Origin of the sequence: Enterobacter cloacae complex sp. P43RS (genome assembly GCF_014930585.1) — a bacterium.
In the GTDB taxonomy this organism is placed as follows: Bacteria; Pseudomonadota; Gammaproteobacteria; order Enterobacterales; family Enterobacteriaceae; genus Enterobacter; species Enterobacter bugandensis.
The window spans coordinates 1-17,622 of sequence record NZ_JADBRJ010000001.1 but is presented as its reverse complement, the minus strand read 5'-3'; the positions used below and the strand labels follow the sequence as shown (position 1 = coordinate 17,622).

The 17,622-nt window shown below is 52.7% G+C and carries 14 protein-coding genes and 1 pseudogene; 9 read left to right on the top strand and 6 right to left on the bottom strand.

Translation table 11 applies throughout. The features are described from left to right. The first annotated feature begins 41 nt into the window (after positions 1 to 41). A complete protein-coding gene (gene gdhA / locus IM294_RS00075) occupies positions 42 to 1,385 on the top strand; it encodes an NADP-specific glutamate dehydrogenase (protein WP_028012779.1) in 1,344 nt (447 codons plus the stop codon). Positions 1,386 to 1,444: 59 nt separating this feature from the next. Here the strand turns inward: gdhA and IM294_RS00070 are convergent, their stop codons facing one another. The 3 genes from IM294_RS00070 to IM294_RS00060 all read right to left on the bottom strand — a co-directional run bounded on the left by IM294_RS00070 (position 1,445) and on the right by IM294_RS00060 (position 5,068). Next, on the bottom strand, positions 1,445 to 3,352 hold the full coding sequence (locus IM294_RS00070) for a DNA topoisomerase III (RefSeq protein WP_045261603.1): 1,908 nt from the start codon (positions 3,350 to 3,352) through the stop codon (positions 1,445 to 1,447). A gap of 4 nt (positions 3,353 to 3,356) precedes the next feature. Further along, positions 3,357 to 4,400, bottom strand: coding sequence for a selenide, water dikinase SelD (gene selD, locus IM294_RS00065; protein ID WP_126817529.1), 1,044 nt, complete (start codon positions 4,398 to 4,400; stop codon positions 3,357 to 3,359). Between the two features lie 116 nt (positions 4,401 to 4,516). After that, positions 4,517 to 5,068 (bottom strand): NAD(P)H nitroreductase, encoded by a 552-nt coding sequence (locus IM294_RS00060; RefSeq protein ID WP_045261605.1) that lies wholly within the window; start codon positions 5,066 to 5,068, stop codon positions 4,517 to 4,519. 167 nt (positions 5,069 to 5,235) lie between these two features. Between IM294_RS00060 and sppA the strand changes: the two genes are divergently transcribed. The 4 genes from sppA (at position 5,236) to IM294_RS00040 (ending at position 10,252) form a co-directional block, all read left to right on the top strand. Next, positions 5,236 to 7,092, top strand: coding sequence for a signal peptide peptidase SppA (gene sppA / locus IM294_RS00055; protein ID WP_028012775.1), 1,857 nt, complete (start codon positions 5,236 to 5,238; stop codon positions 7,090 to 7,092). A gap of 63 nt (positions 7,093 to 7,155) precedes the next feature. Then, positions 7,156 to 8,172: an asparaginase gene (gene ansA, locus IM294_RS00050; RefSeq protein WP_028012774.1), complete on the top strand. Its 1,017-nt coding sequence runs from the start codon at positions 7,156 to 7,158 to the stop codon at positions 8,170 to 8,172. Between the two features lie 9 nt (positions 8,173 to 8,181). Continuing rightward, positions 8,182 to 8,823 carry a bifunctional nicotinamidase/pyrazinamidase gene (pncA, locus tag IM294_RS00045; RefSeq protein WP_193360288.1) on the top strand — a complete coding sequence of 214 codons (642 nt, stop codon included), beginning with the start codon at positions 8,182 to 8,184 and terminating at the stop codon, positions 8,821 to 8,823. Positions 8,824 to 8,995: 172 nt separating this feature from the next. After that, positions 8,996 to 10,252: a glycoside hydrolase family 18 protein gene (locus IM294_RS00040; RefSeq protein ID WP_126817531.1), complete on the top strand. Its 1,257-nt coding sequence runs from the start codon at positions 8,996 to 8,998 to the stop codon at positions 10,250 to 10,252. A gap of 59 nt (positions 10,253 to 10,311) precedes the next feature. Here the strand turns inward: IM294_RS00040 and IM294_RS00035 are convergent, their stop codons facing one another. Then, positions 10,312 to 10,590, bottom strand: a complete 279-nt coding sequence (locus IM294_RS00035) for a YeaC family protein (RefSeq protein WP_028012771.1) — start codon at positions 10,588 to 10,590, stop codon at positions 10,312 to 10,314. Between the two features lie 41 nt (positions 10,591 to 10,631). Then, positions 10,632 to 11,045, bottom strand: a complete 414-nt coding sequence (gene msrB / locus IM294_RS00030; protein WP_028012770.1) for a peptide-methionine (R)-S-oxide reductase MsrB — start codon at positions 11,043 to 11,045, stop codon at positions 10,632 to 10,634. 341 nt (positions 11,046 to 11,386) lie between these two features. Between msrB and gapA the strand changes: the two genes are divergently transcribed. The 4 genes and pseudogenes from gapA to IM294_RS00010 all read left to right on the top strand — a co-directional run bounded on the left by gapA (position 11,387) and on the right by IM294_RS00010 (position 14,917). Then, positions 11,387 to 12,382: a glyceraldehyde-3-phosphate dehydrogenase gene (gapA, locus tag IM294_RS00025; protein WP_006809136.1), complete on the top strand. Its 996-nt coding sequence runs from the start codon at positions 11,387 to 11,389 to the stop codon at positions 12,380 to 12,382. A gap of 990 nt (positions 12,383 to 13,372) precedes the next feature. After that, positions 13,373 to 13,543 (top strand): annotated as a pseudogene (locus tag IM294_RS00020) (terminase-like family protein); the annotation flags it as partial. Positions 13,544 to 13,625: 82 nt separating this feature from the next. Beyond that, complete coding sequence (locus IM294_RS00015; protein WP_126817533.1) at positions 13,626 to 14,594, top strand: phage portal protein; 969 nt, start codon at positions 13,626 to 13,628, stop codon at positions 14,592 to 14,594. Between the two features lie 107 nt (positions 14,595 to 14,701). Next, complete coding sequence (locus IM294_RS00010; RefSeq protein ID WP_248211375.1) at positions 14,702 to 14,917, top strand: ogr/Delta-like zinc finger family protein; 216 nt, start codon at positions 14,702 to 14,704, stop codon at positions 14,915 to 14,917. Positions 14,918 to 14,956: 39 nt separating this feature from the next. Here the strand turns inward: IM294_RS00010 and IM294_RS00005 are convergent, their stop codons facing one another. Continuing rightward, positions 14,957 to 17,542 carry an AAA family ATPase gene (locus tag IM294_RS00005; protein WP_193360287.1) on the bottom strand — a complete coding sequence of 862 codons (2,586 nt, stop codon included), beginning with the start codon at positions 17,540 to 17,542 and terminating at the stop codon, positions 14,957 to 14,959. Positions 17,543 to 17,622: the final 80 nt, after the last annotated feature.

Genomic DNA, 17,622 nt, shown 5'->3' with positions numbered 1-17,622 from the left:
TAAGCAACATACATTAATTACTATAAGAGGTTCTTATATCTATGGATCAGACACGCTCTCTGGAAAGTTTCCTTGCCTATGTTCAGCAGCGCGACCCGCATCAAAGCGAATTTGCTCAGGCCGTTCGTGAAGTAATGACTACCCTCTGGCCGTTCCTTGAAGAAAACCCGCGCTATCGTCAACTGTCGCTGCTGGAACGTCTGGTTGAACCCGAGCGTGTGATCCAGTTCCGCGTGACCTGGGTGGATGACCGCAACCAGGTACAGGTCAACCGCGCCTGGCGCGTGCAGTTTAACTCCGCCATCGGTCCGTTTAAGGGCGGCATGCGCTTCCACCCTTCCGTGAACCTGTCGATTCTGAAATTCCTTGGCTTTGAACAGACGTTTAAAAACGCGCTCACCACCCTGCCAATGGGCGGCGGTAAAGGCGGGAGCGATTTCGACCCGAAAGGCAAAAGCGAAGGCGAAGTGATGCGTTTCTGTCAGGCGCTAATGACCGAGCTCTACCGCCACCTCGGCCCGGACACCGACGTACCGGCGGGGGATATCGGCGTGGGGGCCCGCGAAGTGGGCTTTATGGCCGGGATGATGAAAAAGCTCTCCAACAACAGCGCCTGCGTCTTTACCGGCAAAGGATTATCGTTTGGCGGCAGCCTGATCCGCCCGGAGGCGACCGGCTACGGCCTGGTTTACTTCACCGAGGCAATGCTCAAGCGTCACGGCTTAGGTTTCGAGGGGATGCGCGTGGCGGTCTCCGGCTCCGGTAACGTGGCGCAGTACGCTATCGAAAAAGCGATGCAGTTTGGTGCCCGCGTGGTGACTGCCTCCGACTCTAAAGGCACGGTAGTGGACGAAGCGGGCTTTACGGCGGAGAAGCTGGCGCGCCTGTGCGAAATCAAAGCCAGCCGCGATGGCCGACTTGCCGATTATGCCGCGGAGTTTGGCCTGACGTATCTGGAAGGCAAACAGCCGTGGGGCGTACCGGTGGATATCGCCCTGCCGTGCGCCACGCAAAACGAACTGGACGCGGACGCCGCGCGCACGCTAATTAGCAACGGCGTGAAGGCGGTAGCGGAAGGGGCGAATATGCCGACCACTATCGAGGCAACGGATCTGTTCCTGGAGGCGGGCGTGCTGTTTGCGCCAGGCAAGGCGGCAAACGCGGGCGGCGTGGCGACCTCCGGCCTGGAGATGGCGCAAAACGCGGCGCGGCTCGGCTGGAAGGCGGAGAAAGTGGATGCCCGTTTGCACCACATCATGCTGGATATTCACCATGCCTGCGTCGAGTACGGCGGCGAGGCATCGCAAACCAACTACGTGCGCGGGGCGAATATCGCCGGGTTCGTGAAGGTGGCGGATGCGATGATTGGGCAGGGTGTGATTTAAGGTTTATATCATGCGGCCGGGTGCCCTCTCCCACGGGGAGAGGGAGAAAACCGGGCGTATCAGGCCGCGCTCTTTTTCTTTTTGAACGGTTTCTTCGCGCCACCACCGGGTGCAACCATGCCTCTGAACCGCTTCACCGGCGTGCTGCGCGCCTGATCGATCAGCTGGTAAAGCGTCCCCACCAGCGGCTGCATAAAGTCCTGATAGCGGCACTGCTTTTCGCTGATTTGCGTCAGCACGGATTCCCAGTGCGCGGTCATGTCCGGCCTTGCGGCCAGCTCCGGCAGGGAGTGTATGAGCGCCCGGCCCGGTTCCGTTGAGTGGATGTAGCGCCCCTTTTTCTCAAGAAAACCTCGCTTAAAGAGCAGCTCGATGATCCCCGCGCGGGTTGCTTCCGTACCCAGTCCATCGGTGGCGCGCAGGATCTTCTTCAGATCTTTATCCTGCACAAAGCGGGCGATCCCGGTCATGGCCGACAGCAGCGTTGCATCGGTGAAGTGGCGCGGCGGCTGGGTCTGACGTTCAACCACTTCACCCTTCTCGCACAGCAGTTCGTCATCTTTAGCGACCACCGGCAGCGGCGTGCCGTCGTTCTCCTCATCGCGCTCTTTGTTGCCGAGGAGCGTGCGCCAGCCCGCTTCCGCGAGGAAACGCGCTTTAGCGATAAACTTGCCTTTGGCAATTTCCAGCTCGATGACGCACTTGCGGAACACCGCGTCCGGGCAGAACTGCATCAGGTACTGACGGGCGATCAGGTTATAGACCTTCGCTTCGTTGTCGGTCAGGTTGACGCTGCTGGCGCGCGCCGTCGGGATAATCGCGTGGTGGGCATCGACCTTTTTGTCGTCCCAGCAGCGGTTATGGGTGTCCGGGTTAACGACGGACTGCGGGAGCAGATCCGGCGCGTGGACGCCGATGGCATTCATCACAGAATGGCGTCCGGCAAAGTGCTCTTCCGGCAGATAGCGGCTGTCCGAACGTGGATAGGTGATGAGCTTATGGGTTTCGTAGAGTTTCTGGCAGATATCCAGCACGTTCTGCGCGCTGAGGCCAAAGCGCTTCGCGGCCTCAATCTGCAGAGCAGAAAGGGAGAACGGCAGCGGCGCGGGTTCTGATTCCCGTTTATCGTTATAGCTGGTAACGATGGCCGGCTGGCCGGTAATACGGTTAACCACATGCTCCGCCAGCGGACGGTGCAGCAGGCGCCCCTCTTCATCCTGGTACGACTCGCAAGCGTCGCTCGGCTGCCAGACGGCGGTAAAGCGCTCGTCTTTAGGCGTGACGATATGCGCTTTCACTTCAAAGAAATCTTTGGCGACGAAGTTCTCGATCTCTTCGTCGCGACGCACCACCAGCCCCAGCACCGGCGTCTGCACGCGGCCCACGGAGAGTACGCCCTGATAGCCCGCGTTACGCCCGAGGATGGTGTAGGCGCGGGTCATGTTGATGCCGTACAGCCAGTCGGCGCGGGCGCGCGCTAAAGCAGAGACGCACAGCGGAATAAACTCGCTGTTGGAACGCAGGCGCGAGATCGCCCGCTCAACGGCCTGCGGGTTGAGGTCGTTGATCAGGCAGCGCTGCACCTGCTGGCGCTTTTCCGGCGCCAGCTCCAAGTAGTCCAGCACTTCGTCCACCAGCAGCTGCCCTTCTCTGTCCGGGTCACCTGCGTGGACCACCTCCGTTGCCTCATGCAGGAAGCGCTTAATAACGTTAAGCTGTTTGGTGACGGACGGACGAGGCTGAAGACGCCACTTTTCCGGCACGATGGGCAGATCGTTGAGGTTCCAGCGGGCGTAGCGGCTGTCGTAGACGTCCGGCTGCGCCTGTTCAAGCAGGTGGCCGATACACCAGGTGACCACCTGCCCGTTACCGCATTCGATAAAGCCGTCGCCTTTGCGATGCGGTTTAGGCAACACGTCGGCGATGGCACGGGCCAGGCTCGGCTTTTCGGCAATAAACAACCGCATCGAATTAACGGATCTCAATCATCGGTCGGCCGCCGCGGGCGGTCACCAGTTCGCCGATCGCCGTCAGGGTGATGCCAAACTCGGCGGCGGTTGCCTGAACCTCGGCTTCGGATTCCGGCGTGACGGCCAGCAGCAGGCCGCCGGAGGTTTGCGGATCGCACAGCAGGTTGCGCCACGCCTCAGGCATTTCGCCCATCAGGTGACCGTAGCTGGCGAAGTTGCGCTGGGTACCGCCCGGAACCGCGCCCTGGGCAATGTACTCTTCCACGCCAGGCAGCTTCGGCACGTCCTGATACCAGACCTGCGCCTGCACGCCCGCGCCCTGACAGACTTCAGAGAGGTGCCCCAGCAGGCCAAAACCGGTGACGTCGGTCATTGCCTTTACGCCGTCGATATTGGCGAACGCCGCGCCGGCGAGGTTCATCTGGCACATGACTTCCGTCGCCAGATCTTTGTGCTCCGGTTTGAGCAGGGATTTTTTCTCAGCGGTGGTGAGCACACCAATGCCCAGCGGCTTGGTGAGGAACAGCTTGCAGCCCGCCTGCGCGGTGCTGTTGCGCTTCACGCGCTCGGTCGGCACCACGCCGGTAACGGCCAGGCCGAAGATCGGCTCTGGCGCATCAATCGAGTGGCCGCCGGCCAGCGCAATCCCCGCCTGCTGGCAGGCGAAACGCCCGCCATCAATCACCTCGCGGGCGATTTCCGGTGGAATGGTGTTGATCGGCCAGCCCAGAATGGCGATGGCCATGATCGGCTTACCGCCCATAGCGAAGATATCGCTGATGGCGTTGGTGGCCGCGATGCGCCCGAAGTCAAACGGGTTATCAACAATCGGCATAAAGAAGTCAGTGGTGCTGATAATGCTGGTGCCGTTACCTAAGTCATAAACCGCCGCATCGTCACGCGTTTCGTTGCCGACAAGCAGGTTCGGGTCGACAAACTTCGCCTGTTCACTGTGCAGAATAGTCTCCAGCACTTTCGGGGAAATTTTACAACCGCAACCGGCTCCGTGGCTGTACTGCGTTAAACGAATGGTTTGCTCGCTCATGGACGTCTCCTGTCATCTCAATCGCGCTATGGTAGCGCTCATTCCATAAAGAGGTAAGTATGACTGTCTGAATTCTGCGGCGGATGCTCAGAATCCAGACAGTTTAGCGCGTGTAATTAAAAACGGCTGACGAAAGGCGTGGTGTCCGGCACGCTAATGGTGCTGGAGGCTTTAAGCTGCGGGGTGCCGAGGTAAAGGAAACCGACAATTTTGTCGTGCTCACCGCAGGAGAATCCTGCCCGCACTGCGGCGCTCTCGGTCAGCGGCCCGGTGCGCCAGATACCGTTAAAACCCTGCGCAACGGCGGCCATCTGCATCGCCATCACCGCACAGCCAGCAGACATTTCCTGCTCCCAGACCGGCACCTTATGGTCGGCCTGGCATTTCGCCACGACAGCGATAATCATCGGGGCGCGGAATGGCGCGTTACGCGCCTTGTCGATACCTTTCTCATCCTGCCCGGCGGCAACTGCCCCCTGCTCCAGCAGCTGACTGAAGCGATCGCGGCCTTCGCCTTCAATCACAAAGAAGTGCCACGGCTGCAGCGTGCCATGATCCGGCGCACGCATGCCGGCACGCAGAATGTTTTCCAGCTGCTCGCCCGCAGGGGCGGGTTCGGCCAGACGTGACGCGCTACGACGGTTAACAAGCAGTTCGAGTGCATCCATTGGTTAACTCCTTTCTTGAAATTTACTCACAAAATTAACACGACGGCAGATTTTGTTACAGCCTGGCAGGCGATTCCTGCTGACAAGTGGCGGTTGGGTCATTACGATAACCCAACATTACCGTCCAGTGGCGACGGAAACAGTCATTTTCTGGTTAGGGAGAATACATGCGAACCCTTTGGCGAATCTTTGCCGGTTTCTTTAAATGGACGTGGCGACTGCTCAACTTCGTCCGCAACCTGGTGATGAACATCTTCTTCATCCTTCTGGTTCTGGTTTGCGCGGGCATCTGGATGCATATCAGCAACGCGAATCAGGCGCAGCATTCGACTCGTGGGGCCCTGTTACTCGATATCACCGGCGTGATCGTTGATAAACCGTCCACCAGCAACCGTCTGGGGGTGATCGGCCGCCAGCTGTTTGGCGCGACGTCAGACCGCCTGCAGGAGAACTCCCTGTTCGATATCGTCGATACTATCCGTCAGGCCAAAGACGACCGAAACATCACCGGGATCGTGCTGGATCTGAAAGATTTTGCCGGCGGCGACCAGCCTTCTATGCAGTACATCGGTAAAGCGCTGCGCGAGTTCCGCGACAGCGGCAAGCCGGTGATTGCCGTGGGCGACAGCTACAGCCAGGGGCAATATTATCTGGCAAGCTTCGCCAATAAGATCTGGCTTTCGCCGCAGGGTACGGTCGATCTGCACGGTTTTGCCACCAACGGCCTGTACTACAAATCGCTGCTCGACAAGCTGAAGGTCACCACCCACGTCTTCCGCGTCGGCACCTATAAATCTGCCGTGGAGCCGTTTATCCGCGACGATATGTCCCCTGCCGCCCGTGAAGCGGACAGCCGCTGGATTGGCGAGCTGTGGCAGAACTATCTGGGTACCGTTGCCGCTAACCGTCAAATTACCGCTGAGCAGGTGTTCCCTGGCGCTCGCGGCGTGCTGGATGGACTGCGCAAGGTCGACGGTGATACCGCGAAATATGCGCTCGACAACAAGCTGGTTGACGCGCTGGGCACCAGTGCAGATATCGAAAAAGCCCTGACCAAACAGTTTGGCTGGAGCAAAGAGGACAAAAACTACAGCGCCATCAGCATGTATGACTATGCTGCGAAAAAGCCGGACGACAGCGGCGACAGCGTAGCCGTGGTGTTTGCTAACGGCGCTATCATGGACGGTCAGGAAACCCCGGGGAACGTTGGGGGTGATACTACCGCGTCGCAAATTCGCGATGCACGCCTTGACCCGAAAGTGAAAGCGATTGTCCTGCGGGTGAACAGCCCTGGCGGCAGCGTTAGCGCTTCCGAAGTGATCCGCGCCGAGCTGGCCGCAGCGCGTGCCGCTGGCAAGCCGATTGTCGTATCCATGGGCGGCATGGCCGCGTCTGGTGGGTACTGGATCTCCACGCCTGCCAACTATATTGTGGCGAACCCAAGCACGCTGACCGGCTCGATTGGCATCTTCGGGGTGATTAACACCGTGGAAAACAGCCTGGATTATCTGGGCGTGCATACCGATGGTGTTTCCACGTCGCCGCTGGCGGATGTGTCGATGACCAAATCTCTGCCGCCGGAAGTTTCAGAGATGATGCAGCTGAGCATTGAGAACGGCTATAAACGCTTTATCACGCTGGTTGCCGACTCGCGTAAGAAGACGCCGGAACAGATCGACCAGATTGCTCAGGGCCACGTCTGGACCGGACAGGATGCGAAGAGTAACGGTCTGGTCGACAGCCTGGGCGACTTCGACGACGCGGTGAAGAAAGCCGCCGAACTGGCGAAGCTCAAGCAGTGGCACGTTGAGTATTATCAGGACGAACCGTCGTTCTTCGATATGGTGATGGACAGCATGTCCGTCTCCGTACGCGCCATGCTGCCGGAGGCGCTGCAGGCGTACCTGCCGGCCCCGGTGACCACGGCTGCGAAAGCGATGAAGGCGGAAAGCGATAAGCTCGCGGCCTTTAACGATCCACAAAGTCGTTACGCGTTTTGCCTGACCTGCGCGAACGTCCGTTAAAAACCGTCCCCTCTTCCCGTGAAGAGGGGATTTTTTTCTTTTGAAGAACAAGAACTCACTACCATGCAGAAGAAATCGATTTATGTAGCCTACACTGGCGGTACCATCGGTATGCAGCGCTCTGAAAATGGCTATATCCCCGTCTCCGGCCATCTGCAGCGTCAGCTTGCGCTGATGCCTGAATTCCACCGTCCGGAAATGCCTGACTTCACCATCCACGAATACGAGCCGCTGATGGACTCCTCCGACATGACGCCGGAAGACTGGCAGCACATCGCGGATGACATTAAAGCCCATTACGACCAGTACGACGGCTTCGTGATCCTGCACGGCACCGACACCATGGCGTTCACCGCTTCGGCGCTCTCCTTCATGCTGGAGAACCTGAGCAAGCCGGTGATCGTCACCGGGTCGCAAATACCGCTGGCGGAGCTGCGCTCGGACGGGCAGATCAACCTGCTGAACTCCCTGTACGTGGCGGCGAATTACCCGATCAACGAAGTGTCGCTGTTCTTTAACAATCGCCTGTATCGCGGCAACCGCACCACCAAAGCCCATGCCGACGGTTTTGATGCCTTTGCCTCCCCTAACCTGCAGCCGCTGCTGGAAGCGGGTATTCATATCCGTCGTCTGGGAACGCCTCCGGCACCGAACACCGCCGGCGAGCTGATTGTGCATCCGATTACCCCGCAGCCGATTGGCGTGGTCACCATCTATCCGGGCATCTCCGCGGACGTGGTGCGCAACTTCCTGCGCCAGCCGGTGAAAGCGCTGATCCTCCGTTCCTATGGCGTCGGCAACGCTCCGCAGAACGGCGAATTTCTGAAGGAGCTTCAGGAAGCCAGCGAGCGCGGAATTGTGGTGGTAAACCTGACTCAGTGTATGTCCGGTAAAGTGAATATGGGCGGCTATGCCACCGGCAACGCGCTGGCGCACGCGGGGGTGATCAGCGGCTTCGATATGACCGTAGAGGCGACGCTGACTAAACTTCACTATTTACTGAGTCAGGATCTGGACATTCAGTCCATTCGCCGCGCAATGATGCAAAACCTTCGCGGCGAGCTGACCCCGGACGAATAAGGAGCTCTCATGAAGCAACGCGCCCTGCTACTGGTCGATTTGCAAAATGATTTCTGCGCGGGCGGCGCGCTGGCCGTCGCCGAAGGTGACAGCACCGTTGACGTGGCAAATACCCTGATTGACTGGTGCAAAGCCCGCGGTGAAGCGGTTGTCGCCAGCCAGGACTGGCACCCGGCGAACCACGGCAGCTTTGCCAGCCAGCACAACGTTGAGCCTTTCACCCAGGGTGAACTCGACGGTCTGGCGCAAACCTTCTGGCCGGATCACTGCGTACAGCAGACCGAAGGAGCGGAGCTGCACCCGCTCCTGAATCAGAAGGCCATCGACGCGGTGTTTAATAAAGGTGAAAATCCGGCTATCGACAGCTACAGCGCGTTTTTCGATAACGGGCATCGCCAGAAGACGGCGCTGGATGCTTGGTTACGTCACCATGAAATCACGGAGCTGATCGTGCTGGGTCTGGCGACGGATTACTGCGTGAAGTTTACCGTGCTGGACGCGCTCCAGCTGGGTTATACCGTTAGCGTCATCACCGACGGCTGTCGTGGGGTGAACATCCAACCACAGGACAGCGCTCAGGCATTTATGGATATGGCCGCCGAAGGTGCCACGCTGTATACGCTGGCAGACTGGCAGGAAACGCAGGCGTAGCCTTTTAAGCCGGGTGGCGCTGATGCTTACCCGGCAAAACCCCTCACCAATCCCCATAAAGTGAACTCCCTCGCATCCTCAGCGAAGCGGCAATGCTATTCTCTTCAGGCTGTTTTTTCGCCACGCCTTTTCTGTGGCGTGGTTATTTTTATTAAGTCAAAGAGGAACTTGTATGAAACGTTTGCCCCTGCTGGCAGCATTACCCTTGCTTTGCGCGTCGCTTGCTTCCGCCGCACCTCTGATGTCCGTGGGCTACTTTAACGGGGGTGGCGACGTCACCGCCGGACCGGGTGGCGATATCAATAAACTGGACGTTCGCCAGATCACCCACCTGAACTACTCGTTTGGGCTTGTTTATAACAACGAGAAAGATGAGACCAACCCTGCGCTGAAAGATCCGGCGAAGCTGCATCAAATCTGGCTGTCGCCAAAAGTGGCGTCCGATCTGGCCCTTATCCCGACCCTGCGTAAACAAAACCCGAACCTGAAAGTCCTGCTCTCCGTTGGCGGCTGGGGGGCGCACGGTTTCTCTGGCGCAGCGGCAACCCAGGAGAGTCGCGCGGTGTTTATCCGCTCCGCGAAGGAAATTGTTGAGAAATACGGTCTGGACGGGATCGATCTCGACTGGGAATATCCGGTCAACGGCGCGTGGGGGCTGGTTGCAAGCCAGCCCGCCGACAGGGATAACTTCACCGCCCTGCTGAAAGAGATGCGCGACGCGTTCGGGCAGAAAAAGCTGGTGACCATTGCGGTGGGCGCGAATGCGGAAAGTCCGAAAAGCTGGGTGGATGTCAAAGCCATCGCCCCGCTCCTCGACTACATCAACCTGATGACCTACGACATGGCGTACGGGACACAGTACTTCAACGCGAACCTGTATGACTCCAGCGCCTGGCCAACGGTGGCTGCCGCCGACAAATACAGCGTCGATTTTGTGGTGAACAACTATCTGGCCGCCGGACTTAAGCCGAAGCAGATGAACCTCGGGATCGGTTTTTACGGCCGCGTACCGAAACGTGCGGTTGAACCGGGCATTGACTGGAGCAAGCCGGACGCGCAAAAAAATCCGGTCACACAGCCCTACTTTGGACCGCAGGAGATCGCCCTGTTTAAGTCGCTCGGCTATGACCTGACTAAAGATACCTACGTGAAGTACAACGATATCGTGAAGAAGCTGCTGAACGATCCGCAGAAACGTTTTACCGAGCACTGGGACGACCAGGCGAAGGTACCGTGGCTCTCGGTAAAGGGTGCCGATGGCAACGCGCTGTTTGCGATTTCGTATGAGAATCCGCGTTCTGTCGAGATCAAGGCGGACTACATCAAAGAGAAAGGTCTCGCCGGGGCGATGTTCTGGGAGTACGGAGCGGACGACAATAATCAGTTAGCGAAACAGCTGGCGGAGTCGCTCGGGATCCCGCATAAGTAGTAAGACACCAGGCCCTCTCCCACAGAGAGAGGGCCTGGTGAGAGCATCAACCCGCACCGTTATTGCATTTTGATTGTCGCAATCGGCTTCGGCGTGATGCCAAAATCTTCCTTCAGCTCGCGCTTGCTCTTCATCACCATCTGACCGTTAGTGTCGATAGTCATGTGTTGCGCATCGGTGTTATTGCGCGCCTGCCACAGCATCACCAGCTGCAAACTGTTCTCTTTTTGCTCAGGCGTGAGCGCCACACCGTCCGGCCATTTTCCCAGCTCAACGGCGGTCACCAGACGCTGATAAACTTCCGGGGTCATCCCGTTAATCATGTCCTCAATATTCACGATCTCTCCCTTTCAAAGGAATAATTTGCTGAATCGTTTTTTCAACCCTTAATCTGGTCGCCGTTTTCATCATCGGTGAAGCTCATTGAGGCTGAATTCACGCAGAAACGCTCACCCGTTGGCTGAGGACCGTCCGGGAAGACGTGCCCCAGGTGCGCGTCGCAGTTACCGCAGCGAATTTCCGTGCGCACCATACCGTGCGACGAGTCGGTCAGATAGCGGATTGCGTCATCGCTCACCGGCTCGTAAAAGCTCGGCCAGCCGCAGCCGGAGTCGTATTTCGTTTGTGAATTGAACAGCGGGGCATCGCAGACCAGACAGTGATAGACACCGTCTCGCTTGTTGTGCAGTAATCGCCCGGTAAATGGCGGCTCCGTGCCGTGATTCTGGGTCACGTAAAACTGCATTTCGGTGAGGTTTTTTTTCAAATCGTCAGGGTTATGTTGGTTCGACATATGCTTACATCTCGCTGCAGAAACAGACATCTTTTAACCCGGATTCTAACAAAACATTAACACCCTTGCGTGCACTTTTGTTCTAAACTTATGTGTCGCGAAAAGGCGGTCAGGCAATTGTGATCACGTTCACATTTTTATCCTGCGAGGACTTTAAAATTCCGGGCGCAGCCCCCATGTGGTTGCAAGCTCAAAGGGAAAGTGAGGCGAGTCAGTCGCACAAACGTTAGTCACAGGATTGATTTGTCGCAATGATTGACACGATTCCGCTTGACGCTGCGTAAGGTTTTTGTAATTTTACAGGCAACCTTTTATTCACTAACAAATAGCTGGTGGAATATATGACTATCAAAGTAGGTATCAACGGTTTTGGCCGTATCGGCCGTATTGTTTTCCGTGCTGCTCAGAAACGTTCTGACATCGAAATCGTTGGTATCAACGATCTCCTGGACGCTGAATACATGGCGTACATGCTGAAGTACGACTCAACTCACGGTCGTTTCGACGGCACCGTTGAAGTGAAAGACGGCCACCTGGTTGTTAACGGCAAAACCATCCGCGTTACTGCTGAGAAAGACCCAGCTAACCTGAAATGGAACGAAATCGGTGTTGACGTTGTTGCTGAAGCAACCGGTATCTTCCTGACCGACGAAACTGCACGTAAACACATCACTGCGGGTGCGAAGAAAGTTGTTCTGACTGGTCCTTCCAAAGACAACACCCCAATGTTCGTTCGCGGTGCAAACTTCGAAACTTACGCTGGCCAGGACATCGTTTCTAACGCATCCTGCACCACCAACTGCCTGGCACCGCTGGCTAAAGTGATCAACGACAACTTCGGCATCATCGAAGGTCTGATGACTACCGTTCACGCGACCACCGCTACTCAGAAAACCGTTGACGGCCCGTCTCACAAAGACTGGCGCGGCGGCCGTGGCGCGGCTCAGAACATCATCCCATCCTCTACCGGTGCTGCTAAAGCTGTAGGTAAAGTACTGCCAGAACTGAATGGCAAACTGACTGGTATGGCGTTCCGCGTTCCAACTCCTAACGTATCCGTTGTTGACCTGACCGTTCGTCTGGAAAAAGCTGCTTCTTATGAAGAAATTAAGAAAGCAATCAAAGCTGCTTCCGAAGGCCCAATGAAAGGCGTTCTGGGTTACACCGAAGACGATGTTGTATCTACCGATTTCAACGGCGAAGTGTGCACTTCCGTGTTCGATGCTAAAGCAGGTATCGCACTGAACGACAACTTCGTGAAACTGGTTTCCTGGTACGACAACGAAACCGGCTACTCTAACAAAGTACTGGACCTGATCGCTCACATCTCCAAATAAGTTGAGATGAGTGATTGATCCAAAAAGGCGACTTCGGTCGCCTTTTTTATTTGCCCAACTAGCTCTATTTATTGAATTTATTATTTTCATGGCCCACATAGTGTCCACGTATATTAATTTTACAACCGCCCTCCTCTTTTATTACCACTCATAACCCATAATTTGACAGCACAACCTATACAGACCTTTTTTCTGAGTTAAGCAAATTTTTGCAAAGTCCAAAGATACTTGAGCAAGCTTCCAGCCCCCGCCGTGTATGGCTTTGCCTCGTTACCGATTAAAAACACCAGGCAACCGCCGCTCACATTTGATCGTGACGAAAAGTAAAACGATCCTTTTAAAAACATCATGTTAACCAATCAGTTAGGCGCTGACTGGTCGGCAACTTTTGCAAAGCGCTGCAAATCCTTGCGCGGTGTGCAAACGCCAGCAGACCCCAGAAGCCCAGCAGCGGCGCGGGCTGACGGGTTTCTTTGCGCAAAAATTCTTTTGCAACATTTTTATGATCCAAATACCGCAGGCGGGTGCGGTGTAGCGCCGTTTCCGTCTCGGATCCGCTTCCATCTGCGCTCTGTCGCTTCGTCTCTGGGGTGTGGTTAAACGAACGCAAAAAAGGCCGAACGGTGTCGGCCTTATGTTTCTGCGCTTGCTGTGGGGCGTTCTGTGGCGTCTGGTGACGTGATGGTTTTCGCCTGCGTTTTGTCAGGCAATAAGGGGGCTGTATTTTGCTTTCAAAGCGTTTGTTTTTTCGGCGGTTCCGGTGAACTGCGATGCCTGCCCGCTGGCTCCCGTGTTGGGGTGCGCATGGGTCGCACATATCTGCGCCAGTTCGCGGACAACGTCCAGGGTGTCGGTCAGCAACGTCAGGACGTTGGTTTCCTCGCGGCCCAGCTTAACGGAAGCCCCGATCAACTGCTGCGCTGCGGCAACGCTTTTTTTAATGCCTGCGATTTTCTCGTTAAGCGCTCCGTCGATAGTGATATCAGCATTATCCGGCGCACCACAACTAACAGCGGCAACGCATTAACGTTCGTTGCTGAACGTTCCGATGCAACCGGCCACGCGGATGTTTTCTTTGCTATCTCGCACGCCGTAATAAACGAACCTATCGATCACGAATTTGACCGCCCATCGACCTGGGCTTTTGGGAATGCAGCATGACGACAAAGAAACAGCGTAAAGCGAAAAATTCAGGGGAACGACCGGCAACAACGTTGAAACGTTCACGCCAGGGCGCGGCAGCGTGATCACCTTCGGCGAACCGGAACCCTTCCTTACGACCGGCACCGATTATCACAATATCTGGTATGACAACGAGGCGGATCACTGGCGGCTCCCGATTGACCGGCTGGCGCTGGCTCAGTTGCCAAACCTCAACGGCCAGCATGGTGGCGTATTGTATGCGCGGCGCAACATGGTTGCCAGTGGCTATATCGGCGGCGGCCTGACGCCTGACCAGGTAGAACAAGCGGTCTTTGATTATCTGCTGTTTGGCGACGTCGCAATCCTGAAAATTCGCAACGTATTCGGGGAGGTGATCGACCTGCTGCTGCCGTCGCTTTATCTCCGCTGCCGTAAAGACGGAACGTTCGCCGTTCTCCAGGAAGGGCCAGCGCTGATTTATGACCCGGAAGACATTGTCTTCTTTAAAGTGTATGACCCGTGTCAGCAGTTCTACGGCCTGCCGGATTATATCGGCGGGATCCATTCCGTTTTACTTAACAGCGAAGCGACCATCTTCCGCCGCCGCTACTACAACAACGGTGCGCATATGGGCTTTATTCTGTATACCAGCGACCCAAATTTAACGCTGGAAATGGAAAACGAAATCAAAGACAAAATTGCGCAGTCCAAAGGGCTGGGCAACTTCCGTAACATGTTTATCAACATCCCGAAAGGCGACCCGGACGGGGTCAAAATCCTGCCGGTTGGGGAAGTCAGCGCAAAAAATGAATTCCAGAACATCAAAGAGATCACCGCGCAGGATATCTTTACCGCGCACCGTTTCCCCGCAGGGCTGGCGGGCATTATCCCGACGAACGGCGCGGTAATGGGCAACTCTGAAACCGCCCGCACGACCTACCGGAAAGATGAGGTTATCCCGTTGCAGCGTAAATTTATGATTGGGGTTAACAATGACCCGGAAATCCCGCCGCGCTTACAACTTAATTTTGACGTTGAATTGCCGGTAATTACCGCCGATAAGAGCTAAAAATGAACGTAATTGGTTTAAAATCATCCCCATTGTTAGCAATGGCGTGCGGGGTGGTGAACATGTGAGTTTTTAAAACTAAATGTCCTGAATGCGGTCAACCGGCCATCATTCGTAAATCAGACTGGAAGGATAAAAAACTGGCGGATTTATACTGCGCGTGCACCGAAGTTGAATGCGGCCACACGTTTGTTTTTAACGCCTCGTTTTCTCACACGCTCAGCCCCAGCGGGCTGACCGGTAACAAGCTGGTCAAATTCCTGATTGACCGGCTCAAACTTGAAGAACGCCAGTTCGCGCTTAATCTCTTGAATGGAAATTGATTTGTCAAGGAGCCTCATTTTGAGGCTCCTTAAGTTAGTTTATAAAAGACAATTCTCGCAATAATCCTTTAATTCTTCAATTTTACTTTTCTCTCTCAGATATTTTAAACGTTCATTGTTCCATTGCCGCATCACATCAGCCGGTGTTGCTTGTGTTGCTCGCTGAATTTTATTATCACAAGATGATATTTTAGTTTCTAACGCACTAAGAGTAGCAACTAAACTAGCTAATTTTTTCTGAGGAGATAGCTGAATTTCAAATCGCCTAATCGAATCAAAAATCATTTGGATTTCTTGGCTGGTTTTTGAATGCACTATATTATAATTGTGCTCACTGAAAGCATGATGCTCTTGATTTTGAGATGCCCAACTTAAGAAATTTGATTTAATGTAATTAACATTTTCCAAACGAGTACCCAAGGATTCAATGAGAACCGCATACATTTTCTCCAAGCTTATTTTAATCATATTAGGCTTTTGAAAATCTCTACTTGTAAAACTAGCAGTTACACTCAACCCTGACTCTACACAATGCTGAGATGCAAGTGACTCAAACCAAATTCGACAATATATTAATGCCTGCCTAATGTCATAGCACTCTAAACTCTCAGTTATTTTACCTTCAAAAGAAATATCCTTTTCTTCATAGTGAATGCCATGCGGATAGCAGTTAAGGACAAAACTCTTGAATTCACCATTCCCTAATGATCTTTGCCGATTACTATATAACTCCCAAAATAACTTATCATGAGTGGTAATTATTTTTTGAGTTTTCTTTATATAGGAATCAGTCAAAAACGTATTGATAATGTTCGATCTGTGTTCAGTATCAATAGCATTCACAACATCATCAAAAACGATAAACTGCGAATTTTTCTTTTTAGCCAGAGCTAATAGTATTGAAAGGCCAAGTGATTTTAAATGACCTTCCGATAACCTTACAAATGCGTCTACTTGTTGATTTTGGATATTCAATTGAACTCGATAGGATTGCTGTGAGCTTTCAAAAACAAATGAAATACCATCAAGTTTTTCGCTATCGTCGTCATGCTTATTGATTTCATTATAATAATCAACGATTGAACCCTCAATACCTGAAAGTATTTGTGATTCTTTATTTCTTTTATACTCATATGCTTGCCTGTGAAACTCAGCATATTCAACATTCAACCCTCTGAAAAAATCATTCCTTGCATTCTCCTCCAATAACTTAACACTAGCAGACTGTATTTGCTTTAGGAGTGTATCAAATGCCTTATGTTTCTCTGCCTTATTTTGAATCTTTGATTTATAAATTGCAATATAGTTAGTAATATTAGTGATTGAGTTAGAAATCTTATTTATTTTTGCATCTATTCTTTTTAGGCTCTCAGAAATGTCACTGACAATTAAATTGTGCTGAATTGTTTTTTCATTATATGATGCAATGGACGTGCAGTTTATCAATGATTCATGCAGGTATCTTAGATTTTTTTTCAACCCGTCTTCATTCATTTGTGCTAAGTTATTTGAAATATCAGATAATGTAACAAAATCGCAGTCTACCAATGTATTAATTGGCGATATCAAAAACGACCGCAGAGTTTCTAGGATCACATTTGTTAGCTTTACTATATATAAATTATGCTTTTTCAATCGTTTCTGTAAGCTGGTTACATTAGTGAATGATACGAGAATATCAATGCTATGTTGTAATGGATTGATACTAACCTTTTCAATAGGAGTATTACATAACGGGCAAGCATCATGTGCTTCTTCTTCAAGTAATAATTTTGAAATCCTGTGAAGTTCTATTGTTTTTTCGTTGAATGCTATTTCCTCTAAACCTGCCTCAATCCTTTCTTTTCTCTCTATTACTTTAATTAGTGACAATAAGATTTTTGTTGATTTTTTTAACGGTATTTCAATAGATGAAATGCCTTTTTTTAATTGTGATTTCTTTTCAGTTAATATCGCGTGATATCTTTTAAGGTGTGGGAATTTTGTTCTTGCAACATCATCGCGATAACGTTCGCAAAGTTTCTCATAATTAATACCTAATTCATTAAGTATCTTTAATTTTATTTCCTGCAAATCGTCATAATTGTCTTTTGACGCTTTACGGTATCTTTGTAAATCAAGATTCAGAGATGTAAGTTTTGAGGAGTAATCTACACTGACGAAGCTTTGTGCATTGAAGTTCTTTGGTGCAACAAGTGTAGAAAGGAATGTATCATAATCTTCTAGGCCAACTAATGCGGCAAGAACATCTCGCTCCTGGAACTTAGTATCATTAGATCCAAGCAATGAAAACTCTTGGAGACGGTTCCTATCAATGAAATTAAACTTGCAATCTGAGGTAGGAAGAATTGGTTTATTATTATAATCATGAAGAGTAATGCTAGGTTTCCCATTTCGTTTAATGTAATTTTTAAGTGCTGTCTTTCTCCGTCCAGCTTCTTTAATATCACCTGTCGTCTGGAACTCCAGCGCCTCACAAAGACTGCTCTTCCCTCCGCCATTTGGAGCGAAAAATATATTATTCGATATATTAAAATTAAATCTAACTCCCATATCTTCATCAGTAAGTTGACCAAAACCACGAAAATTACTGACTTGGAGGTATTTTATTTTCCTGTTTGACACCCTCCCACCCTGTACATTTAAATTTCGCGACTCGTAGAATTTTTTATATTTCAAGAGGCTTCGATAAAAACTAGTATTAT

Excerpts from the sequence above, each read along its gene's own strand:
- gdhA (WP_028012779.1), top strand. The coding sequence starts at position 42 with ATGGATCAGACACGCTCTCTGGAAAGTTTCCTTGCCTATGTTCAGCAG.
- IM294_RS00070 (WP_045261603.1), bottom strand. The coding sequence starts at position 3,352 with ATGCGGTTGTTTATTGCCGAAAAGCCGAGCCTGGCCCGTGCCATCGCC.
- selD (WP_126817529.1), bottom strand. The coding sequence starts at position 4,400 with ATGAGCGAGCAAACCATTCGTTTAACGCAGTACAGCCACGGAGCCGGT.
- IM294_RS00060 (WP_045261605.1), bottom strand. The coding sequence starts at position 5,068 with ATGGATGCACTCGAACTGCTTGTTAACCGTCGTAGCGCGTCACGTCTG.
- sppA (WP_028012775.1), top strand. The coding sequence starts at position 5,236 with ATGCGAACCCTTTGGCGAATCTTTGCCGGTTTCTTTAAATGGACGTGG.
- ansA (WP_028012774.1), top strand. The coding sequence starts at position 7,156 with ATGCAGAAGAAATCGATTTATGTAGCCTACACTGGCGGTACCATCGGT.
- pncA (WP_193360288.1), top strand. The coding sequence starts at position 8,182 with ATGAAGCAACGCGCCCTGCTACTGGTCGATTTGCAAAATGATTTCTGC.
- IM294_RS00040 (WP_126817531.1), top strand. The coding sequence starts at position 8,996 with ATGAAACGTTTGCCCCTGCTGGCAGCATTACCCTTGCTTTGCGCGTCG.
- msrB (WP_028012770.1), bottom strand. The coding sequence starts at position 11,045 with ATGTCGAACCAACATAACCCTGACGATTTGAAAAAAAACCTCACCGAA.
- gapA (WP_006809136.1), top strand. The coding sequence starts at position 11,387 with ATGACTATCAAAGTAGGTATCAACGGTTTTGGCCGTATCGGCCGTATT.